Genomic DNA, 2,127 nt, shown 5'->3' on the forward strand with positions numbered 1-2,127 from the left:
TCGCGGTCCTCCGCGTCCGTCGCCTCAGGTCGTCGGGCCGAGGCCCTCCGAAAGGGCGACGGCCTCCTCCGGCGCCCCGGTGCGCACGACCGGCTCGCCGCAGGTCCGACGCCTGTGGCCTCGTCGCGTGTTCGCCTCGATCATCGCGACTGGATCCCCTTGCTCAAGTCGGCTCGTCGAACCGGATGTTCCAGGTCTCTTCCGGCGGGCATCCGATCTCCCCGCGCCATGTGGTCGGTTGTCATTTTTCGGGGCCGGGGCTGCGCCTCGGGTCACACGCCGGTCGTGATCCCCACCGCCTCGGCGAGCTCCAACGTCTCCGCTCGCATCGCGCGCGGAGACTTCCGCCACAACTCGGCCGCGACCGAACGAGCCTGGGGTGTGAACCGGACCGTCTCCGGGCTGATCCGCAGCGCGATCCCCATCACGTGCAGCGCGGCGGTCCGGTCGCCCCGATGCATGTGCGACCGGGCCGCATCCACCCACAGCCTGGTTCGGCGCTCCGTCGACGGGATCGAGTCAGGGTCGATCTCGTCCGCCAGCGACAGTGCCTTGCCTGAGCTCCGCAGCTCGGTGGAGACGCTGACCGCGTGCAGGTCGACGTTCGCCCGCCCGAACACCGTCGACAGCTCGGTGTACCCGGCCGGCAGTGACTTCGCGACCTGGTCGGCCGTGTCCCAATGGTTCCACGCCATCCCGTCCCGGCCGTCCCGCGCCTCGGTGATCGCCGCGTGCAGGTGCAGCGCCCCGTACAGGCCCCGCCAGTGCTGCGGTCCGTCGGCGAGGTGCGGGCGCAGCCGGTCGGCTGCCGTGGTCACCATCAGCATGGCGCCTTCGTGCTCACCGACGGCGCGCATGGTGTTCGCGAGGTTCCATGCGGCGGCGCCCATGGCGGCCGGGTCGTCGGCGTCGGCGGCGGCTGCCATGGCACGGTCGCCGAGCATCCACACGGCCTCTGCCGGGCCGATGTACGCAATCACCTGCTGCGCGAGCCGGTACGCGGAGGCGAGCCCCACCAGTGCGGTGCGGCGGTCGTCGCCGCCGGCCGAGCGGGCCAGCGCCTCCCCGTGCCGGATCAGGTCCGGGGCGATGTTCCCGACGGCGGTCCGGTTGTTCGCCGCCTGGTGCCACAGGCGCCACCCGGCATCGACATCGGCGGCGTAGGTCGCGGCCGTCATCCCCGCCGGGACCGGTGCCGGCGGCCGGGTTCCGCGTTCGAGGAGGGTCGACCAGATGGCGGTCGACGCGGGGTGGAACAGCCGGCCGGTGCTGACCGGCTGCGCGGCCCCGGCCGGTCCGGTCAGCACTGACAGATCGGTCACGTCGAGTGCGAACGCAAGTTTGAGCAGTATCGCGTGACTGCTGATCGCGCGTTCTCCGTTCTCGATCTTCTTGAGCCAATCAGTGCTGCGGCCGACCAGGCCGGCGAGCACGGGGCGCGTCATCCCGCGACGCTCGCGCATGATGCGGATGCGCTCACCGGGGGTGAGCTCCTCGGGCAGATCGGACATGTGCATCTCCTCGGCTGGGCGCTGCCATCGGGAAAGTGCCTCAACCGGACGAACACCCGGTGGCGACAGCCGTTCCACGGTAGGGCGGCGGGCAGTTGGGGCACCAGGCTCCGCTGCGGGTGAACGCCGGTACACGGTGGGTGAGGGGGACAGGGTGTCCCCCTCACCCACGAGCCGTCACCGTACGATTTCGTTGCGTCACTCAGAGCAGTGCGGGTGTTGTCCGCAGGGGAGCCCGGTCCACGGACAGGCGTCCCGTGTGCGGCCGTCGGCACCACCACCGATCCTCGCCCCCTGGGAGGACCGGTCCGAACGAGAACGAGGGAGCGCCACCATGTCCGTCCTGACCGACCGACTGCCCACCCTGAACATGGGCATCGACACCGAGCCGTCCGGCCCGCTCGCCACCCGACCGTTCGGGCTCGACGCCGTCACCAACCCCGTGACCGTCATGCCGCTGCCCCCCGTCACCGTCGACCCGCACACGCAGCTGTCCCTGATCGACGGTCGCGTGGCCCTGGACATGCCGACCATGGAAGGGTCGGGGTGCCAGACCGAGAGCGACGGCCAGACCGTGATCAGCGTCGACTTCGACCAGAACGACGACTGATGACCC

General features: G+C 71.0%; 2 protein-coding genes. One reads left to right on the forward strand and one right to left on the reverse strand.

The annotated features are described in order from the left end of the window. Positions 1-272 precede the first annotated feature (272 nt). Positions 273-1,511, reverse strand: coding sequence for a helix-turn-helix domain-containing protein (locus ACFU7Z_RS38950; RefSeq protein ID WP_380782888.1), 1,239 nt, complete (start codon positions 1,509-1,511; stop codon positions 273-275). Positions 1,512-1,845: 334 nt separating this feature from the next. Between ACFU7Z_RS38950 and tgmA the strand changes: the two genes are divergently transcribed. Then, positions 1,846-2,121 carry a putative ATP-grasp-modified RiPP gene (tgmA, locus tag ACFU7Z_RS38955; RefSeq protein ID WP_074003132.1) on the forward strand — a complete coding sequence of 92 codons (276 nt, stop codon included), beginning with the start codon at positions 1,846-1,848 and terminating at the stop codon, positions 2,119-2,121. Positions 2,122-2,127 lie beyond the last annotated feature (6 nt).

The sequence above is a fragment of the Kitasatospora sp. NPDC057518 genome, assembly GCF_042802075.1.
Taxonomy (GTDB): Bacteria; Actinomycetota; Actinomycetes; order Streptomycetales; family Streptomycetaceae; genus Kitasatospora.

What these genes read in the sequence shown, in the direction of transcription:
- ACFU7Z_RS38950 (WP_380782888.1), bottom strand. Translation starts at nt 1,511, where the DNA reads ATGTCCGATCTGCCCGAGGAGCTCACCCCCGGTGAGCGCATCCGCATC.
- tgmA (WP_074003132.1), top strand. Translation starts at nt 1,846, where the DNA reads ATGTCCGTCCTGACCGACCGACTGCCCACCCTGAACATGGGCATCGAC.